The sequence below is a fragment of the Corynebacterium sp. c25Ua_89 genome (assembly GCF_047459735.1).
Lineage (GTDB): Bacteria > Actinomycetota > Actinomycetes > Mycobacteriales > Mycobacteriaceae > Corynebacterium > Corynebacterium simulans.
Map to the genome: position 1 here is coordinate 131,074 of NZ_JASBOD010000001.1, position 17,693 is coordinate 148,766.

Below are 17,693 nucleotides of genomic sequence, written 5' to 3' on the forward strand. Positions count from 1 at the left end.
AGTTTCTTCGTTCTCCTGTCGTCGAGTCTTATTTAGGGAGTAATGTCCCACATCTTAACGCCCCACGTAGATATTGGGGGATAATGCGCACCCCAGTTCGGCGCTGGCTTTGCTACGAACTAGGCAGAGACCTCACGCAGCATCCTGGCGCGCCAAGCTCCGATGAAGCCGAGTGCAGCCAAGAAGAGCAGGGCAGCGGTAGGTCCGGCAAGGGAAATGACTGCGGAGATTGCGCCTACAACAAGCAAGATTGCGCCCATCATCGTGTTGGCCGCACCGACATAAAAGGTGCGCTTATCGCCACCTGCCATGTCCACGATGTAAGTCTTACGCGCGACGCGGATGCCCGTGTGCGCGAGGTTGACCAAAAAGAACCCCAGCGGCAAAGCCCAAGCACAAACCCAGGTTGGCGCCCAATGCGCACAAGCGACCACGAGCATTAGGGTCAGCGATGCCGCAACCGACGCCCACGACATCACCAATCGGGAAGAGCGATCCGACCAGATGCCGGAAATCTTTCCACCCACCAGGTTGGCAAGGCCAGAAGCAAGCACGAAGCCCGCGAGTCCGCTGAGCACGGTGGTGCCGCTTTGATGGGAAAGCGTGACGATGAAGGTGGTTGATAGCGCAGTCACCAGCAAAAGGGCGCGCACGTTAACAAAGCGGCGGAAATCTTCGTCGGAGGTATATAGCTTCCAGGTATCGCTCCACCAGTGGGGGCCGTCGGATGCATTCTTTTTGGCGGCCGCGGTTTCTGCTTCATCCGGAACGGGCTCATCGATGGAGGAGAATATCGCTGCCGCAACGAACCAACTCAGCGCACCGCCACCGAGAACTGCGGCAAGCCCCAGCGGCGGAAGCTGGCCCAAGAACGCGAGCACAAGGCCTACGAGTAGGGTTACCGCGCCCGATGCTTGAGCAGCAAGCCCCGTAACCTCACCGCGGCTGCCTTTAGAAATGGTCCGGCCTTGGACGTCTTTTCCCGTCAGCGAGCACAGAGCGCGGAAAACAGAAAGCACGGCAAGCGCGGCGATGGTTATCGTGCCGAGAATCCAACCTTCAAATACCGCTGCGGCACCTGCAATCACGAGGGCACTGATGCCTTGAACGACCGAGCCCCACACCCATAGCTTCTTGCGGGTCGGACGGGAAGTTACCCACGGGGTCAGTGCGGCCTGCGGGAGCATGGAGCCAGACTCTCGGATAGGCACCAGGAGTGCGGTAAAAAAGTGCGGGACGCCCAGCTGCGCAAAGAGCCAGGGCAGGACGGTCTTTCCGGAGACTAATTGGTCACCGATGCCTTGTAGGGCGTTTGAAGATGCGAAAAGGCGGGCGGGACGAGCTTCTTGGTCTGGGATCGGCATAAATCAAGCGTATGTGATTAATACCTGAATTGGCCGAAATAGGTTTAGCTTAGTATCCAACTAAAATATTCTGGAATTTATGGATTTTACGCGTCGTGTCTTTTTCAAAGGTGCTTTGTTTACTGCTTCTGCCGCTGCGGCGGGTGCGGCCATCACGGCTTGTGCCAATTCGAAAAATAAGGATCAGCCGGCCCCGGTGGGCTATGACGCAGCACCGCGGCCCCTTCCTATCCCGCCACTTTTAGAAGGTGAGATGGATGGCGGTACAAGGGTCTTTAAGCTCACGGCCCAAGACGGTCATTCGGAGGTTATCTCTGGCAATAGCAACACCCGCACTTGGGGATTCAACGGCGCCTTCCTAGGGCCTACGCTGCGGGCGCACAAAGGTGAAAAAGTCCGCGCGGAAATCACCAATAACCTGGTGGAAATGACCACCGTGCACTGGCATGGAATGAAGCTTCCGGCCTATTCCGATGGTGGACCACACTCGCCGATTGAGGTGGGCAAGACCTGGAAGCCACAGTGGGAGATTTCCCAACCCGCCGCCACCGTCTGGTACCACCCGCACCCGCATATGGCCACGGCAACCCATGCCTACCGCGGACTTGCTGGCATGTTTATCTTGGATGACGACGTATCGGATAAGCTCGACATTCCTTCTGAGTACGGCGTGGATGACATTCCGGTGGTCATTATGGATGCGAAGTTCACTGAGGACGGCCAGTTCGATCACCAGGTTGACGGCACGCTCGGTCTCATGGGCACTACTCCTGTGGTTAACGGCATCACGAATGCTTCTTTCGCCGCGACCACGCGCCGGGTTCGCCTGCGCTTGCTCAACGGCGCTTCGATGCGTTTCTACACGCTGGCCCTGGATAATGGGACGCCGTTTAAGGTCATCGCCACTGACTCTGGGCTTCTCGACGCCCCCGTCGAGGTCGACGAGCTGCTCATCGGACCAGGCGAGCGCATCGAGGTCCTCGTGGACTTGGAGCCCGGCAAGGACGTGGTGTTGCAGTCGGTGCCGCGCAAGGACAACTTCAGCATCCCCGAAGATGAGTACTCTGCGGACTTTGGCTTCAAGGACAGCTTTGACATCCTGCATATCACCGCGCCGGGGGAGGATGCGCCTGCAGTGCCAGCTCTGCCGCAAACCTTGGATCCCGCGGCTGCCGACGTCCCGTCTGCCGAGGGGCTGACCGAGCGCGAGTTCGTGCTCAATACCTTCATGATTAACGGTGAGTCCATGGACATGGCCCGCGTGGACACCGTGATCGAGGAAGACAAGCCTGAGGTATGGACTGTGACCAACGAAAATAGCGATTGGCCGCACAACTTCCACATCCACAATTCGCGTTTCAAGGTCTTGTCTTATGACTATGGCGATGGCAAGGACATCGCGGTTCCGACGATGGGCTGGAAGGACATCGTCAATCTTCCGCCCAAGGCAACCGCCAAGCTGCTCGTGGAGTTGGGCTACTTCCCGGATAAGACCATTCCGTACATGTACCACTGCCACATGCTCCTGCACGAGGACAAGGGCATGATGGGCCAGATGGTTGTGGTGAACAAGGGCGAAAAACCTGACGTGCGCGTCAAGCCGGCGGCGCTTGTATTCGAGAAGTCTGCTGGGGCGTCGCATAGCGCACATGCTGGGCAAGTCGTGGACTCATCCCGTAGCCCGTACGCGACGCCGAGCTCGGAGGCTTCCTAGCGCTTAAGTGCCCTTTATTGTGGCGGTGCAGATGATCTAGTAAGGCGCCAAGATGCTGAAGAAGTAAACTTCCGGAAAGTCCGTCATTACGGCGAAGAAGATTTCGAGCAGTCGTTCACCGAGTTGATCTAGGTAGTCTTCAGTGAGCGCTTGCCCGTCTGTCGGCCGCAGCTCGATGCGCACCTGACAATTGCTCTTTTGCCACTGGCCACTTGGATCCTCTGGTGGTATTTCAAAATCTTCTTGCGGATCCATATCTAGAACTACGGATATCGCAGTGGCTCCGGTGAGCTGATCCTGCAAGTGACTTTCCAAGCAGGGCAGCAGGCGCTCGGCATCCGTGGCCGTGGCGTGCAGGTAAAGAGTTTCCAGCATATTTTGTCCTGTTTAGGTTTAGCGTTAGCGGTCAACTACAGGTTCGGAGCTGTCGCGCAAGAGAGTTTAGTATCTGTTTCAAAACTAGGCTTGGCACGATGTGTAATATTTGATGTTTCCGAGGTGAAAATGACAGGCAATTTCAGAGCGCACTCTCGTCTAAGCTCTAATTCCTTTAAATCATCAAGAGTTTAAGCAGTACTACCCAGTTCCTGATGTAGCTGAGTCGTTAAAGGTCAAAGCTCCCGAGGTTTATGAAACTTGGATTGCGACGACTCGGGACTCAATTGAGCCGGAGAACTATGCCCGCAGAAAAACGGTTGATGGTTCATTTAAACTTGCTAGGAGAGGTCAGCTAATCGGCGCCTTCAGCGTAGTTGCAGTGCTGCTCCTGGCTGGTTGGTGCGCGTATTTGGACAAAACGTGGATTGCTGGATTCCTTGTAGGAATCGATGTTGTTGCTTTGGCTGCGGTATTTGCGCCGGCTAAGGAGAAATCTACCGAGAGCAACGGCTCAACCTAGAAAGACGGGAAGTCCTCCAAGATTTCGTCCGCATGCCCTTTTGCTACTTAGGCCTACTTAGGCCTTGGGACTTATTGTCAAAGCTAGAAACCCCCACCGACCAGCATTTTTAATGGTCGGCGAGGGTTAGAAAAAGCTTCCCCACCAGGACTCGAACCTAGAATGACGGTACCAAAAACCGTAGTGTTGCCGATTACACCATGGGGAATAACCGCGCGCTCAAGGCGTGCGTTGCTAATAGTACCTGACGCATATGCCTTAATTACAAATGCCACCCACTAAGCTTGATCGCATGGTTCGACAGAGGATGACTGGACGCGAACGCCGCGAGCAATTGATCGTGATTGGCCGAGCGGCTTTTGCCGAGCTGGGGTTCGACGGAGCCAGCGTGGAGGAGATTGCGGCGCGAGCTGGCGTGTCCAAGCCCGTGGTCTATGAGCACTTCGGGGGAAAGGAAGGCCTTTATGCGGTCATCGTGGACCGTGAGATGCTCGCCCTGGAGAAGGTGATCACGCATTCGCTTAGCGAAGGCACCTGGCGCGAGCGCATCGAGAAAGCCACTGTCGCACTTTTAAACTACGTGGAGCAAGAAACCGATGGATTCTTAATCCTCGTACGTGACTCCAAGCCCGGCGACGAACGCTCTTATTCCACTTTGCTTAATTTCTCTGTGGGGCAGGTCTCTTATATCTTGGGCGCCGCCTTCGAGCGCCGCGGCCTCGACGCGAAACTGGCAGGACTTTATGCCCAAGCTCTAGTCGGCATGGTCTCGATGACCGCCCAATGGTGGTTGGATACCCGCCAGCCGGCAAAGGAAGTGGTGGCTGCGCACATCGTAAACTTGTGCTGGAATGGGCTGTCTGGAATGGAAGCTAAGCCAAAATTGAGAGGAACTAACTAAGTGGCAACGCCGATGCTCGCCGGACTACTCAAGGTCGCGGCTTCCGACCCGAAACTCAAAGGGCTTGCCACCCAGGTAGGCGAGCCACACCTGCACATCACCGGCATCGATCAAGCTCGCCCGTGGGCTATCGGCACGCTGGCGAATCAGGCGCCCATTCTCGTCGTTACCGCCACCGGCCGTGAGGCCGAGGACCTCACCGCGGAGCTAACCGCGATGATGGGGGACAAGGTCGCCCAGTTCCCGGCGTGGGAAACCCTTCCACACGAACGCCTTTCGCCCGGCGCAGATATCGTGGGCCGCCGCGCGCAGGTGCTGCACCGCATTGCAGAAGGCAAGCTGCGCGTCGTCGTCACGGCAGCGCGTGGATATAGCCAACCGATCTTGAAAAACGTGGAAGGCCGCGGTCCGATCAGCCTGGCCGAGGACATGGAAATCGAGCTCGAGGCCATCGTCTCCCAGCTGGAGTTTCGTGCCTACAAGCACGTGGACATGGTGGCCAAGCGCGGCGAGTATGCCGTTCGCGGCGGCATCTTGGACGTCTTTCCCACGACGCTCGATTACCCGGTTCGTGTGGAGTTCTGGGGCGATGAAATTACCGATATCAGGCAATTTTCCGTCGCAGATCAGCGCGCGATTCCAGAGATTGAGGTCGGCGCGGTGGACATCTTCCCGGCGCGTGAGCTTCCGATTACTGACGACGTCGCCAAGCGTGCCCAAGACCTTGCCCTGCAGCACCCGGGCAATGCTGCCCTCGTGGAGCTTTTGACCAAGGTAGGTGAGCATATTCCGGCCGACGGCATGGAGGCGCTGCTGGCGGTGCTTAGCGACGCCCCGCTGGTCACCCTTCCCGAATTCATGCCGGAGGGTACCCACGTGCTGCTGGTCGCGCCGGAAAAGATTCGCACCCGTATTGCGGATCTAGAGTCCACGGACGCGGAATTCTTGGCTGCTGGTTGGGAAGCCGCTGCCATGGGGGCGGATGGTCCTTTGACCGCTGAAGGCCTGGATACCGAGGCCGCTAGCTACCGTTCCTACGAGTCTTTGGAAGTAACGTGCGCTAACGCGAATTTGCCGCTGTGGACCTTTGCGCCTCCTGGAATGTTCATGGCGGATGAGGCGCAGACCCTGCCGCTGGAATACGAGCCCGGCCCGACGCCGCGTGGTGACATTAAGGAAATCGACGCCATGATGGCCCAGTTGCTCGCGCATACCCGCGACGGAGGCCGTGCGGCGTTTATCGCGCCGGCTCAGGGTGCCATCAAGCGCATGGTTGAGCGTTTTGCGGAAAAGGGCATTCGCACCAAGGTCGCGACTCCTGGCTGGGAGCCGACGCCTGGCGAGGTCACTTTGTATCAGGCGCTTTCACATGCGGGCTTGGTATTCCCGAAGGCCCGCAGCGCCGGTGGCTCGCAAAAGGAACAGCTCCCGTTGGTTGTCATTACGGAGACCGACCTGACTGGTAATCGCGTGGGCGATATCGCCGGCGCTAAGCGACGCCCAGCTAAGCGCCGCAACCGCGTCGATCCGCTGGCGCTCAAACAGGGCGACCACGTGGTGCATGAAACCCACGGCATCGGCCGCTTCCTTAAGATGGCCGAGCGCACGATTCAGTCGGGTGATGAGACCTCCCGACGTGAGTACATCGTGCTGGAGTACGCCTCCTCGAAGCGCGGTCAGCCGGCCGATCAGCTCTGGGTCCCGATGGACTCGCTGGATCTGCTCTCCAAGTACACCGGCGGCGAGAAGCCGACGCTGTCCAAGATGGGCGGCTCGGACTGGAAGAACACCAAAAAGAAGGCCCGCGCCGCAGTCCGCGAAATCGCGGGCGAGCTGGTGGAACTTTATGCCAAGCGCCAAGCCGCGCCGGGACACCAGTTTGCGCCGGATAACCCGTGGCAGGCGGAGATGGAAGATAACTTCCCATATGTCGAGACTGAAGATCAGATGATGGCCATCGACTCTGTGAAGCAGGATATGGAATCCAGCGTGCCGATGGACCGCGTCGTCGTCGGCGATGTGGGCTATGGCAAGACCGAGGTAGCGGTGCGCGCAGCCTTCAAGGCAGTGCAGGACGGAATGCAGGTGGCGGTTTTGGTGCCGACCACCTTGCTGGCGCAACAGCATGCCGATACCTTCCGCGAGCGCATGACCGGTTTCCCGGTCAATATTCAGGTGCTTTCGCGCTTTACTTCTACCAAGGAAGCCAAGGAGATTGTCTCCGGCCTGGCAGACGGTTCTGTCGATATCGTCATCGGAACGCATCGCTTGCTGCAAACAGGTGTGCATTGGAAGAACCTAGGTCTAATCGTTGTAGACGAGGAGCAGCGCTTTGGCGTGGAGCATAAGGAACATATCAAGGCGCTTAAAGCCTCCGTTGACGTGCTGACGATGTCTGCGACCCCAATTCCGCGTACCCTCGAGATGTCCATGGCGGGCATCCGCGAGATGTCTACCATCCTGACCCCGCCGGAAGACCGCCATCCGGTCCTGACTTACGTGGGTGCTTATGAGGACAAGCAGATTGCTGCGGCGATCCGCCGCGAGCTGCTGCGAGACGGCCAGACCTTCTTCATCCACAACAAGGTCTCTGACATTGAAAAGAAGGCCCGCGAGCTCCGCGATCTCGTGCCGGAGGCGCGCATCGTCGTGGCGCATGGCCAGATGAACGAGGAAGCCCTCGAACAGACAGTGCAGGGCTTCTGGGACCGCGAGTACGACGTCCTGGTTTGTACCACGATCGTGGAAACCGGCCTGGACATCGCTAATGCGAATACGCTCATCGTGGAAAACGCGCACCACATGGGCTTGTCTCAGCTCCACCAGCTGCGCGGGCGCGTGGGTCGTTCCCGTGAGCGCGGCTATGCCTACTTCCTGTACCCGAAGGGCGCCACGCTGACCGAGACCTCCTATGACCGCCTGGCTACCATCGCCCAGAACAATGATCTGGGAGCCGGCATGGCCGTGGCGATGAAGGACTTGGAGATGCGCGGCGCCGGCAACGTCTTGGGTGCGCAGCAGTCCGGTCATATCGCGGGTGTCGGCTTCGACCTTTATGTCCGCTTGGTCGGGGAGGCAGTGGAGACCTTCAAGGCCCTTGCCCGTGGTGAGGTCCCGAAGGCCACCGACGAGGGACCGAAGGAGATCCGCATCGACCTGCCAGTCGACGCCCACATCCCTGAGGATTACATCAACTCCGAGCGCCTGCGCCTGGAGGTCTACCGCAAGCTCGCGGCCTCGAAGGACAATAACGATCTGCAGCTGGCAGTGGAGGAGATGGAGGACCGCTACGGCCCGCTGCCGCAGCCGGTTACTCGTCTGCTTGCAGTAGCGCGCTTGCGCCACCAGGCCCGGCGCGCCGGGGTGGGCGACATTGCCGTGCAAGGCACGCGCATCAAGGTCCACCCAGTGGAGCTGCCGGACTCCAAGCAGGTTCGTCTCAAGCGCCTGTTCCCCGGATCGAACTACCGCGCCGCGGCAAAGGCTATTCAGCTGGGGTTCCCCAAGGCGGGCCGCAACGTCACGGACCCGAAGCTACGCGACGTCGAGCTGCTGCAGTGGATGGCGGACTTCCTGTCGCAGATGTTCGACATCGATCAGGTGGACGTCACCGGCGGCAAGACCCCGCGGAAGATGGGCAACGTTATTTCCGTGAGCGAGTAGCGCTTTCTAGGAGTTGCGCAGGAACGGCAGCGACTGGCCAAAGTCCATCGGTGATGACAGTTTCATAGCGTCTTCCTTTCGTAGTAGGGGCGTCTAGGTCGTGATAGCGAGAATCGGCACGGAGCTCAACACGATCGGGAGCATTGCGAGCTGGAGCAGCGGGCCAAGCCCGGCCTTGCTGGCCGTGGCGAAGAGGGAATCCATAACGTTATCCTTTCGGTCCGTCGATTGATAGTAGGCCTTCAGGCTAACCGAGGCCCCACGAAACTGGTAGGGGTGTCCGCCTCTCGATGCGACCGGCACGCTCGCGCCGAAACGTGCGGAACTGCACGTTTATCCCCTCATTACCCCTGTTCGACAAATGTATTTGTCGAACAGTTGCCGGGTCCCTGCCGCGTCTTTAACCTCCGTTGCATGACCGTCTCGGTCTTCGATGCTCTTGCTCTCGGCGTTGATTCACTCAAGGAAGCCGCAGGCCTCACCGTGGCCCAGCTGCGCGAGCGTGGCTTGTCGCTTGCCGATGCCAAGTTCGTCCAACCGTGGGCTGCCGTCTACTGGTACGTCACGCCCTACGGCAAACGTTACCTCTGCACCGTGGACTAACCACCGCAAGGAAACCCCAGCCAAGGCTGGGGACATTCGGCATGCCGTCGTGCGGTATGGGGGAAAACGACCGAGGTTAATGAAACGAGTATTCAATTATGCAGGTCGGGGGTAAAAATGCGATCTTCGCAGACTGAATGCGCTACGTCATTCTTCGCGTAGGTTTCGTGTTAGGTCACAGTTTGCGGAGTTTGCAGCGGGGTAGGGCGATTCGCGCGCGTGGGCGAGATTTTTAGTCTGGGTGACGTCATTGACCCGTAGTAAAGGAGTACATAATGAGTGATACATTCACCGCTGCTGTCGTCGAAGAATTCGGGCCTTCCTTGAATATCCGCGAGGCGGATCTTCCGGAACCGGGTCGCAACCAAGCACTCGTGCGTAACCTTGCGTCGGGCATCTGCCATACGGACGTCCACGCAGCGGAAGGCGACTGGCCGGTGAAGCCGGAGCCACCGTTCATCCCAGGCCACGAGGGCGTGGGCGAAGTGGTCAAGCTGGGGCCGGGCGAGCACACCGTAGAGGTCGGCGACATCGTGGGCAACGTCTGGCTGTGGTCCGCGTGCGGTGTGTGCTAGAAGTGCCGCACCGGCTGGGAAACATTGTGTGACGAGGCGGAGTATGGCGGCTACACCGTGGACGGCTCGTTCGGCGAGTACATGCTCGTGGACACCCGCTACTGCGCGTGCATCCCGGAAGGCTCGGACCCGATCGAGGTCGCACCGATTCTCTGCGCTGGCGTCACGGTCTACAAGGGACTCAAGGTCTCAGAGACGCGCCCGGGCCAGTTCATGGTTATCTCCGGCATCGGTGGACTGGGCCACATCGCGGTGCAATACGCCGTCGCCATGGGCATGCGCGTCATCGCGGTGGATATCTCAGAAGAGAAGCTAGCGCTGGCGAAGAAGCACGGCGCCGAGTACACCGTCAACGCCAAGGATGCGGACCCGGCCGAGGCCGTTACTGAGTACACCAAGGGCGGCGCCCACGGCGTGCTCGTCACGGCCGTCCACCCGCAGGCGTTCGGCCAGGCCATCGGCATGGCGCGCAAGGGCGGCACTATCGTCTTCAACGGCCTGCCGCCGGGAGATTTCCCCGCGCCCATCTTCGACATCGTCTTCAAGGGCCTCACCATCCGCGGCTCGCTCGTGGGTACACGCCAGGATCTCGAGGAGGCGCTCGACTTCTACGCCCGCGGTATGATTAAGCCGTCGGTCGAGGAGGTCAAGCTCGACGATGTCAACGAGGTCTTCGAGGGGCTTATCAAGGGCGGCATCGAAGGCCGCCGCGTCATTCGCTATTAGGGCGGAGTCCGCGCCGCACACACGCGGCGCGGGCGCATCTAGGCCGTGGCCTCGAAAAGCCCGCGGCCCCACCAGTCGTCTTCGCCGGTGGTGCCCGGCGGGCAGGCGAAGATGGAGGAGGACTCGTAGCGCACGTATTCGTTCATCTTGTCCGACTTTGCCAGCTTGGACTGGATCGGGATGAAGCGTTGCTCGGGCGAGTTCACGATGGCCACGAAGAATAGGCCCGCATCGAGGTGGCCGAAGTCGTCGATTCCATCCGTGAAGTTGTACGCGCGGCGCAGCATGCGCGCGCCCTGGTTTTCCTGGTGGCTCGCTAAGCGCGAGTGTGCCGTCAGCGGAATCACCGGGCCAGAAGTGCCGTGGTATTCGTCCAATGGCAGCTCGTCGAATTCGTCGCTGCGGCCCAGGGGAGCGCCGCTGCCCTTGGAGCGTCCAAAGGTCTCCTCTTGGTCGGCAAGGACCTGGCGGTCCCAGTTTTCCAAGAGCATGCGGATGCGGCGCGCAATGAGGAAGGTACCGCCGTCAAACCACGAGTCGGTCCCAGAGACCCACACGTGTTCGTTGACGATGTTCTCATCTTCAGCCTTGATGTTGTTCGTACCGTCTTTGAATCCAAAGAGGTTGCGCGGCGTTTGCTGGCCGCGCGTGGTGGCAGTGGCGTGGCCGAATCCTAGCTGGGACCACTTGTATTCCACGACTCCGCTGCCAGCGCGCGCCAGGTTGCGGATGGCGTGGAAAGCCACCTGCGGGTTGTCAGAGCACGCCTGGATGGCGATGTCGCCGCCACAAAGCTTGTCCACCAGCATGTCGCCGGAGAACTTTGGCAAGTCTTTGAGCTCTTTCGGACGCGCCGACGCCAGGCCAAAGCGATTGTCGAAAAGCGAAGGCCCAAACCCAATGGTGATTGTGAGGTTCGCAGGCTCCAAGTCGTAGGCCTCGCCGGTGTCCTTCGGCACCGAATGCTGGCCCACGTCCTCAATCGCCTCATCCACTGTGGTCTCGCCGCGGGTCATGCGGCGCGCCATAGCGGTCCACTTTTTGAGTAGCTCCTCCAACTCAGAGCGCTCCTTGGTCACCACGTTAAAAGCCGCAAAGTGCATGCGGTCCTGCTGGGCCGTTGTGATGCCCGCCTGGTGCTCGCCGTCGAACTTGATGGCAGCGTCGCCAGAAGAGGTACCCGCAGAATTAGTCGCGCATCCAGCCACCAGCGTGGTGGCGCCCAAAGCGGATGCGCCCGTCAGAAATGCGCGGCGGCTGAATGCGAATGACATTATTTAGCCACAACTTCCTGGACGGTGGAGACCTTCTCAGTCAGCACATCGAGGGCGTCGGAAAGCTCCTTGCGCTCCTCCTGTGAAACCTTGTCATAGGAGACAAAGCCCTCGCCCTCCTTGTACTTGTCCAGCAGAGTTTGCACCTTCTCGAAGCGCTCATTGATGTCAGTCAGCAGCTGTGGATCGCGCTCATTGAGAGCCTTCTCCAGGGAGGCGATGGCTGCTTTCGAGCCGTCCAGGTTGGCCTGGAAGTCATAGAGGTCGGTGTGGGAGAAGATGTCTTCTTCACCGGTGATCTTCGAGGTTGCAATCTCGTCCAACAGGCCTTGGGCGCCGGAGGCAATCTGAACCGGAGTGAGAGTGTAATCGTCGGCTGCGACGCCGTCGACAAGCTCAGCGATGTCCTTCTTGAGCTGGGCGGCATCCTTCTTGGTCTCGTCGGTGATCTTCTTGTTCACCCACAGATCCTTCTCAATCTTGTGGAAGCCGGTCCATGCGTCGCCTTCCTCAACGTCGGCCTCGCGCAGGTCGATGCGCGGATCGAGGTCATCCGGGAAGGACTCCGCCACGGGTTCGATGCGCTCGTATGGGGTGCGGGCAAGCGCGAAGAGTTCCTTGGATTTTTCAAGGTCGCCTGCCTCGATGGCGGCGACGAACTCGTCTACCTGGCCCTGCAAGTTATTGGTTTGGGAGCGGACGTAGGAGATGTAGCCGTCAACAGCCTGGGTCAGAACCTCATCCTCGGTGGCGGCAACTGCCTCGCCCGTGACATTGAGCTTCTGGGAAATGCCGTCGCCCACCATGCCTGGCTTGCAGGTCAGGGTGTACTCGCCCGGATCGGTGATCTGCACAACCAGCTTGCGGGTAGCACCCGGGCCGATGTTCTCGACCTCACCAACCACGCGGCCGCCAGAGGTGTAGACGTAGAACTCAGTGGTTTTCTTGCCGGTGTTCGTCACGTCGAACGTGGAGGTACCAGTGGTGGCCTCGGTTCCTGAGACCTCACAGGACTCGTCGGAGGCGGTGACGGTGAAGTTGGTGGACTCTGCCTCGTCGACCTTGTCCGCACACGCGGAAAGGCTCAGTACGGCAGCGGTGCCGGCGACGGCAGCGAGGATGCGCTTCATTGGGTTTGTTCTCCTTGGTTCAAAAAGTTGTGAGGCGAAGAGTTAGAAAAGTGTTAGTGTGCCATGCTTTGCGTGTCTGCTTGCTGCTCCTGCTTAGCCGGCTTTGGCGCTGGGGCAGGGCGGAGGAAGAGATACATGGCGACGACGAGATAGACCGCCCATGCGATCATGGACAGCAAGGTCGGCGCCGGCACGAGGTTGAAGATTCCTTCGATGAAGGTCGCAAGTGCAGTGCCAGGCGCAATGAAGTTAGAGATGTCGAAGGCGAGTGTGTGCAGGCCCGGCAGCAGGCCAGCTTCCTGCAAGTCCGTGATGCCATAGCGCAGGATGCCCGCGGCCACGACGACCAGCAAGATGCCGGTGACTTTAAAGAAGGTGCCGAGGTTGATGCGCACTGCGCCGTAGTACATCGCTACGGCTACGGCTACGGCGATGAGGATGCCTAGGGAAAGGCCGAGCGTCGGCGTCATGGTGGAGCCGTAGGCAAAGGTATCGAACACCAGCAGCGCTGTCTCGATGCCCTCGCGGACCACGGCCATGAATGCCAGGACGAAGACGGAACCCGCGCCCACTGCGATGGCCGCTTCCAGTTTTCCCTCGAGTTCAGCCTTCATGTTCTTCGAAGCACCGCGCATCCACAGCAGCATGTAGCTGACCAACGCCACTGCGATCAGGCTGCCGATGCCGCCGATGATTTCTTGGCCCACGGTGGTCAATGTCTTCGTACCGAAGTAGATGATGCAGAAGGTAGCAATTGTGACGGCAATGGCACTTGCGACGCCGACCCACACCCACCGCATCAGGTCCTGACGGCCGGACTTGGCTAGGTAGGCGGCGAGGATCATAACGACCATGGCTGCTTCAAGGCCTTCGCGCAGGCCGATGAGCAAGTTAGCAAAAAGCATGCGAATTCTTTCAGGGCAGTGACGTAGGGACGGTGTTCCGCCACTTGAATTATCCAACCAAGGTAAGGCTAACTTGAAATTTATTTGGCGTGATTTGGTACAAAAAGAAAAGAGGCAGCTCACACGACGTGTGGCTACCCCTTTTAGGAGTTAAGAAGCTTAAAGCTTAGAGTGTCAGGCTGCCGGTGCTCAGGCCCCAAATCGCAGTGATAGCGCCGATGAAGACGATGGCTACGACGCACCACTCGAAGGAGTTGAAGACGCGCTCCTTCTTATATAGGCGCGTTCCCACGTAAGGGATAAGACCTGGAATAACAGCGAGCGCACCGAGCAAGACATAAACCAGGTCGGCGGCGTAGATAAGCCACAGCGAGTAAGCGAACGCGATGGCGCCGATGACGATATGACGGCGGTTTTCCCGCTTTGAGATTTTCGGGCCCGAAAGATCGAACTTCACACCTGCGTGCGGGTGCGAAAGGCCCGTGCCGCGGATACCCAGTAAAAGCAGGTAGAGCGAGGTGAAGATATAAGGCAGCAGGTACATGATGGTGGCCAGCTGCACCATGGCGTTATATGAAGTCTCATCCAAGAAGAAGACGATGATGAAGACCTGGATAACAGAGGTAGAAATAAGCTGCGCTACCCATGGGGCGCCGGCTACGTTGATGGTGCCAATCTTGCGAGGCAGCAGGCCGTCGGTAGCCATCATTACGATGGGCTCAGCACACAGCATCTGCCAAGACACGTAAGCGCCCAGCACCGAAAGACAGAGGCCGATGGAGATAAAAGCCGCGCCCCATGGGCCGACGACAGCTTCTAATACGGAAGCCATGGAGTTATCCGGTAATGCTGCCAGTTCAGCTTGGGAGAGCACACCGAATGACAAGGAGGAGACCGAAACCAAAAGCGCCAGCACGGAGAAGAAACCGATCACGGTGGCACGGCCGACGTCGTTGCGGGAGCGAGCCTGCTTGGAGTAGACGGAGGCGCCCTCCACACCGATGAATACCCACACGGTGTAGAGCATGATGCCCTGAATCTGCTCAAAGACGGTTGAGCCGGAGTCCTTGCCCCAGAAATCAAAAGTGAATTTGTCCCAGCTAAAGCCGAGGAACACGATGAAGACTATGAAAGCCAAAATAGGGACGATCTTGGCAATCGAGGTCACCATGTTCATCACAGCGGCCTGCTTAATGCCGCGCGTCAAAACTGCAAAAATGGCCCAAGACATTACCGACACTGCGATGGCGGAGGCCCAGCGATGATCGGCGTCGAAAAGCGGCACATAGTGGCCCAAAGTATTAAAAAAGAGCGTGGCATACCCCACTTGCGCGATTACGGAGCCAATCCAGTAGCCCCAGCCTGCGGTAAAACCGATGAAATCACCTAGGCCCGCGCGGGCGTAGGAGTACACGCCGGAGTCGAGGTGCGGCTTGCGGTGCGCCAAGTACTGGAACACGAACGCGACAGAGAGCATGCCCACGCCGGCGATGAGCCAACCGATAAGCATTGCGCCGGGACCTGCAACCGAGGCGATGTTTTGAGGAAGCGAGAATATTCCACTGCCCACGGTGGAGCCGATAATCAAGGCGACGAGAGTCCACAGAGTCACCTTGTGAGTACTCGATGACTCGGCGTTCGCCGGGGAGGAAGTAGTGGAAGTCATGCGACTAAAATACCCCGCAAAAGCCACGGAGCGAAGTCAGCATTTAAAACCTGATTACTAAACTGCCCTATACTTTGTGGCCATGACTGTTCTGTTGCTCGATGAACGCTGGCCCACGCTGATTCCGATGGAGGCACATGGGGCGCTTTTGGGCCCTGTTAGCTTCACCGGTGAGGTTCCAGTGCGCGTGCGATGGAACTTTAGCGATCTCCTAAAAGGAGAGGACCCAATGGGCGTTGGCCTGCTGGTTTCCACTGATCCGCACGAGCCGGAAGTCGTTGCAAGGCTGGAAGCTGGCGAGCGTCTCATCGAAGCAGAGTCGCGCAAAGATCCGATGTTTCAGGCGCGTACTGCAATGGCCCAGGCGGTGCGGATTGGCGAGTGGGAACGTGCCCAAACTCACGAAAGTCTGTTGCCTTATCTCGCCGAAGAATCCGCAGAATTTGCCGAATCGGTGCGCTCCCAGGCCGGCGATGAGCATATGCGCGGCGAGCTTGGCGACGTCCTGCTACAAGTTCTCTTCCACGCCGAGCTAGCCTCGCGGCGCGGAGCATTCACGCTTGACGACGTCGCGGATTCCTTCGTGGCGAAGCTGCGCTCCCGCGCGCCCTATCTCTTTGATGGAACGAATGAGCTTGTTGCGATTGAGCGGCAGGAGCAGCTGTGGGCAGAAGGAAAGGCCCGCGAAAAGTCGCAGGCCTTGGACTAGTAGGAAATTCTTCTGGAGTTCCTTAGAGCTTCGGCAGGTTCAGCATGGATGAGAGCATCGGAGCATAGTCGGAGATCTTGGAGGACAATCCAGTCCCGCCAGTGAGGATGTTGTCCTGCTTGACGATGCCGCAGGCCAGGGCGCGGTCTGCGGTTAGCCCGGAGTACTTCACGGCAGCGATGGTCAGCGGGGAGACCTGTGCGTTCGCGTTGCCGCCAAGGTTCTGCAGGTTGTGAGCGAGCTGGTTGCGGGTGGTGTTCTCGTTAAAGAGTACGCCTTCGGTGTTTTGATCGATGACAGTCAGCGTGGTGCGAACGGTGCCGCAGTCGGCGCCGCTAATGAGCTGCGTGGCGACATTGTTAAGGTCGCCCAAGAAACTGAGGTCTTGAGCCTGTGCGGCAGCTGGGGCGGCAAGGGAAAGGCTAAGCGCTGCGACGGCGGCAGCGGCGTAACGGCGAAGGGACATGGAAAGGCTCCTTTTTAAGATGTGCGGTGCAGGACAGGCGTGAAACCTGACCTCGTTACTGTAGCGCAAAATGTTAAATATGGTGCAGTAGTGAAAGCTCTGACATAACTTCTTGTTGCTTACTGTTAATTCTCTGAAAGGGAAGTGCGGGCCGTAGTGTCAGTTCGGGAAGTGGCTAGGAGAGTCATTATGATTGGCATTCATGACTAAGCGGCTGCGGAAACTCGGGGGCTGCGGCCTGGCCGCAGTCCTCGCTGTCGTCGTTGTGGTTTCCCTTGTGGGCTGGGTGCTATCCGCCCTAGGCAAGCCTGCAGCCTTGAAGCCGCTGCAGCCCGTTCCGCAAGCCATGCCGCCCATCGCCGGCGTAGAAGTGCCGAATATCGACGTTCATTCGGAAGGGCGCACCGCGGACAAGCTGACCTACTGGTCCTCGCAGCTGGAATCGCAGACGGGCATCTCTGGCCAGGCGCTACGTGCTTATGGCAATGCCGAGCTCATCGCCCGCGATGCGTGGCCCGAATGCAACCTGCGATGGAATACTTTGGCCGGTCTGGGTTGGGTAGAAACCCGCCATGGCACCTACAACGGCAATTGGCTGCGCCCCTCCAAGCTGGATGAAAATGGGTACCCAGATCCGCAGATTACCGGCATTGCTCTCGACGGCTCGAACGGTACCGCACATACCCCTGACACGGATGGCGGCCAATTCGATGGCGACGCTGAGTTTGATCGCGCCGTCGGGCCGTTGCAGTTTATTCCTTCCTCGTGGTCCCACGTGGGCCGCGATGCCAACGGTGATGGAGTAGCAGATCCCAACCAGATCGATGATGCTGCCCTCGGTGCGGCGGCCTTGCTTTGCTTCGGCGGGCGCAACATGGACAAGTCTGAAGACTGGGAGGCTGGCATCCTCAATTACAACCAGTCCAGGGACTATCTGGAACGCGTTGCCGCTGCTGCCAACTCATATTCGATTCCGCAGCCTGCTTCTTCTTAGAAAAGCCAACTTTTTAGGCAAGTGTGTGACATAGTGCCCGACACAGCCCGAAGTTTTCTGGAACAATTGTCTTCAGGTGATTTGGGGCAAGGAACCCGAATCTCA

General features: G+C 58.8%; 13 protein-coding genes and 1 pseudogene. 7 read left to right on the plus strand and 7 right to left on the minus strand.

Annotation, left to right across the window (positions count from 1 at the left end):
• Positions 1–119 precede the first annotated feature (119 nt).
• A complete protein-coding gene (locus QKB66_RS00625) occupies positions 120–1,364 on the minus strand; it encodes an MFS transporter (RefSeq protein ID WP_248090966.1) in 1,245 nt (414 codons plus the stop codon).
• Positions 1,365–1,443: 79 nt separating this feature from the next.
• On the opposite strand from QKB66_RS00625, the gene QKB66_RS00630 reads away from it, so the two are divergent.
• The gene (locus tag QKB66_RS00630; RefSeq protein WP_248090963.1) at positions 1,444–3,078 is read left to right on the plus strand and encodes a multicopper oxidase family protein; all 1,635 of its coding nucleotides are present in this window, start codon (positions 1,444–1,446) and stop codon (positions 3,076–3,078) included.
• Between the two features lie 36 nt (positions 3,079–3,114).
• Here the strand turns inward: QKB66_RS00630 and QKB66_RS00635 are convergent, their stop codons facing one another.
• Entirely contained in the window at positions 3,115–3,453 is a 339-nt protein-coding gene (locus QKB66_RS00635; RefSeq protein ID WP_248090960.1) for a hypothetical protein, read from the minus strand.
• An 815-nt stretch (positions 3,454–4,268) separates the two neighbouring features.
• Here QKB66_RS00635 and QKB66_RS00640 point away from each other — a divergent pair.
• The 4 genes and pseudogenes from QKB66_RS00640 to QKB66_RS00655 all read left to right on the plus strand — a co-directional run bounded on the left by QKB66_RS00640 (position 4,269) and on the right by QKB66_RS00655 (position 10,444).
• Complete coding sequence (locus QKB66_RS00640; protein ID WP_311518079.1) at positions 4,269–4,877, plus strand: TetR/AcrR family transcriptional regulator; 609 nt, start codon at positions 4,269–4,271, stop codon at positions 4,875–4,877.
• A gap of 12 nt (positions 4,878–4,889) precedes the next feature.
• On the plus strand, positions 4,890–8,540 hold the full coding sequence (gene mfd / locus QKB66_RS00645) for a transcription-repair coupling factor (protein ID WP_311518138.1): 3,651 nt from the start codon (positions 4,890–4,892) through the stop codon (positions 8,538–8,540).
• Between the two features lie 414 nt (positions 8,541–8,954).
• Positions 8,955–9,143, plus strand: a complete 189-nt coding sequence (locus QKB66_RS00650) for a hypothetical protein (RefSeq protein WP_248090957.1) — start codon at positions 8,955–8,957, stop codon at positions 9,141–9,143.
• Positions 9,144–9,418: 275 nt separating this feature from the next.
• Positions 9,419–10,444 (plus strand): annotated as a pseudogene (locus QKB66_RS00655) (zinc-dependent alcohol dehydrogenase).
• Positions 10,445–10,482: 38 nt separating this feature from the next.
• On the opposite strand, the gene efeB reads toward QKB66_RS00655, so the two are convergent.
• The 4 genes from efeB to QKB66_RS00675 all read right to left on the minus strand — a co-directional run bounded on the left by efeB (position 10,483) and on the right by QKB66_RS00675 (position 15,419).
• Entirely contained in the window at positions 10,483–11,718 is a 1,236-nt protein-coding gene (gene efeB, locus QKB66_RS00660) for an iron uptake transporter deferrochelatase/peroxidase subunit (protein WP_248090953.1), read from the minus strand.
• Positions 11,718–12,848: an iron uptake system protein EfeO gene (efeO, locus tag QKB66_RS00665; RefSeq protein WP_248090950.1), complete on the minus strand. Its 1,131-nt coding sequence runs from the start codon at positions 12,846–12,848 to the stop codon at positions 11,718–11,720. Before efeO ends, efeB begins: the two co-directional genes overlap by 1 nt.
• A gap of 53 nt (positions 12,849–12,901) precedes the next feature.
• Complete coding sequence (gene efeU, locus QKB66_RS00670) at positions 12,902–13,753, minus strand: iron uptake transporter permease EfeU (protein WP_414252465.1); 852 nt, start codon at positions 13,751–13,753, stop codon at positions 12,902–12,904.
• 166 nt (positions 13,754–13,919) lie between these two features.
• Positions 13,920–15,419, minus strand: coding sequence for an amino acid permease (locus tag QKB66_RS00675; RefSeq protein ID WP_248090944.1), 1,500 nt, complete (start codon positions 15,417–15,419; stop codon positions 13,920–13,922).
• A gap of 82 nt (positions 15,420–15,501) precedes the next feature.
• Here QKB66_RS00675 and QKB66_RS00680 point away from each other — a divergent pair, with 82 nt between their 5' ends.
• Entirely contained in the window at positions 15,502–16,128 is a 627-nt protein-coding gene (locus QKB66_RS00680; protein WP_311518080.1) for a MazG nucleotide pyrophosphohydrolase domain-containing protein, read from the plus strand.
• Between the two features lie 22 nt (positions 16,129–16,150).
• Here the strand turns inward: QKB66_RS00680 and QKB66_RS00685 are convergent, their stop codons facing one another.
• Positions 16,151–16,594 carry a hypothetical protein gene (locus QKB66_RS00685; protein ID WP_248090938.1) on the minus strand — a complete coding sequence of 148 codons (444 nt, stop codon included), beginning with the start codon at positions 16,592–16,594 and terminating at the stop codon, positions 16,151–16,153.
• A 202-nt stretch (positions 16,595–16,796) separates the two neighbouring features.
• Here QKB66_RS00685 and QKB66_RS00690 point away from each other — a divergent pair, with 202 nt between their 5' ends.
• Entirely contained in the window at positions 16,797–17,588 is a 792-nt protein-coding gene (locus QKB66_RS00690) for a hypothetical protein (protein WP_248090935.1), read from the plus strand.
• Positions 17,589–17,693: the final 105 nt, after the last annotated feature.

Excerpts from the sequence above, each read along its gene's own strand:
- QKB66_RS00685 (WP_248090938.1), bottom strand. The coding sequence starts at position 16,594 with ATGTCCCTTCGCCGTTACGCCGCTGCCGCCGTCGCAGCGCTTAGCCTT.
- efeO (WP_248090950.1), bottom strand. The coding sequence starts at position 12,848 with ATGAAGCGCATCCTCGCTGCCGTCGCCGGCACCGCTGCCGTACTGAGC.
- QKB66_RS00690 (WP_248090935.1), top strand. The coding sequence starts at position 16,797 with ATGACTAAGCGGCTGCGGAAACTCGGGGGCTGCGGCCTGGCCGCAGTC.
- QKB66_RS00635 (WP_248090960.1), bottom strand. The coding sequence starts at position 3,453 with ATGCTGGAAACTCTTTACCTGCACGCCACGGCCACGGATGCCGAGCGC.
- efeU (WP_414252465.1), bottom strand. The coding sequence starts at position 13,753 with ATGCTTTTTGCTAACTTGCTCATCGGCCTGCGCGAAGGCCTTGAAGCA.
- QKB66_RS00625 (WP_248090966.1), bottom strand. The coding sequence starts at position 1,364 with ATGCCGATCCCAGACCAAGAAGCTCGTCCCGCCCGCCTTTTCGCATCT.
- QKB66_RS00640 (WP_311518079.1), top strand. The coding sequence starts at position 4,269 with ATGGTTCGACAGAGGATGACTGGACGCGAACGCCGCGAGCAATTGATC.
- QKB66_RS00650 (WP_248090957.1), top strand. The coding sequence starts at position 8,955 with ATGACCGTCTCGGTCTTCGATGCTCTTGCTCTCGGCGTTGATTCACTC.
- efeB (WP_248090953.1), bottom strand. The coding sequence starts at position 11,718 with ATGTCATTCGCATTCAGCCGCCGCGCATTTCTGACGGGCGCATCCGCT.
- QKB66_RS00675 (WP_248090944.1), bottom strand. The coding sequence starts at position 15,419 with ATGACTTCCACTACTTCCTCCCCGGCGAACGCCGAGTCATCGAGTACT.
- QKB66_RS00680 (WP_311518080.1), top strand. The coding sequence starts at position 15,502 with ATGACTGTTCTGTTGCTCGATGAACGCTGGCCCACGCTGATTCCGATG.
- QKB66_RS00630 (WP_248090963.1), top strand. The coding sequence starts at position 1,444 with ATGGATTTTACGCGTCGTGTCTTTTTCAAAGGTGCTTTGTTTACTGCT.
- mfd (WP_311518138.1), top strand. The coding sequence starts at position 4,890 with ATGCTCGCCGGACTACTCAAGGTCGCGGCTTCCGACCCGAAACTCAAA.